Source organism: Veillonella sp. oral taxon 780 str. F0422 (assembly GCF_000221605.1).
In the GTDB taxonomy this organism is placed as follows: Bacteria; Bacillota; Negativicutes; order Veillonellales; family Veillonellaceae; genus F0422.
The window spans coordinates 1-1,165 of the sequence record NZ_AFUJ01000038.1; the positions used below are offsets into that span (position 1 = coordinate 1).

Here is a 1,165-nt window from a genome sequence, read left to right on the forward strand (position 1 = left end):
TGTCCAACAAGTATCCGGCTAAACGTAGTGCTTCTTGAAAATTTACATGACCATCGTCAGTAAAAGGAGTGATCATTGCTGTTAAGATATTTCCAAATATTGTCATCTTAGCACCCCCTGAAATGTATATAACTAGAATGATTGATGTTCTACTAAGTATTCTGCAATTTGTAATGCATTTAATGCAGCACCTTTACGAATTTGATCTCCTACAATCCAAAAATTCATAGCATGCTCGTTAAATAAATCTTTACGAATGCGGCCGATTTCACAATCATTTTGATTCGATGTATATAAAGGCATTGGATATTCTTGTGCTGCTGGATTATCATTCACACGTAAACCAGGGAATTTTTCACAAGCAGCTTTGAAATCTTCTACAGATACTGGAGACTCTGTTTTTACTAATACAGATTCAGAATGAGAGCGATATACTGGTACACGTACAGTAGTCGGTACTACAGCAATAGTGTCATCATGGAAAATCTTTTGTGTTTCCAATACCATTTTCATTTCTTCTTTAGAGTATCCATTTTCCATGAATACATCAATTTGCGGAATTAAATTAAAAGCGATTGGATAATGTTTGTCCATAGAGCCTGTAGGTAATAAATTAGCTACCATATCTTCCCCTGCAACATGTTGAGCTACTTGGGAATCTAATTCTTCAATCCCCTCTTTACCAGCGCCAGATACAGCTTGGTATGTACTGACAACAACACGTTTAATAGGAGATAAGTCATGCAATGGCTTTAATCCTAAAGCCATGATAATAGTGGAACAATTAGGGTTAGCAATAATTCCTTTATGCGTATCAATATCTTCTGGGTTTACTTCTGGTACTACTAATGGAACGTCTGGATCCATACGGAAAGCACTGGAGTTATCGATAACAATAGCACCACGTTTAGCAGCTTCTGGAGCCAATGTTTTAGAAATAGAACCTCCTGCAAATAAAAGCAATATCTACACCTTCAAAAGATTCTGGTTTTGCCTCTTCCACCACATACTCTTTTCCATCTACTGTCAATACTTTACCCGCAGAACGAGCAGATGCTAATAGTTTAATGCTTTCATAAGGAAATTTACGTTCTTCAATTAATGTAATAAACTCTTGTCCTACTGCACCAGTAGCACCTAATATGGCTAAATGAGGTTTTCTCAT

General features: G+C 36.6%; 1 pseudogene. It reads right to left on the reverse strand.

Features of this window, described 5'->3' with window-relative positions:
• Positions 1–132: 132 nt before the first annotated feature.
• Positions 133–1,165 (reverse strand): annotated as a pseudogene (locus tag HMPREF9200_RS04535) (aspartate-semialdehyde dehydrogenase); the annotation flags it as partial.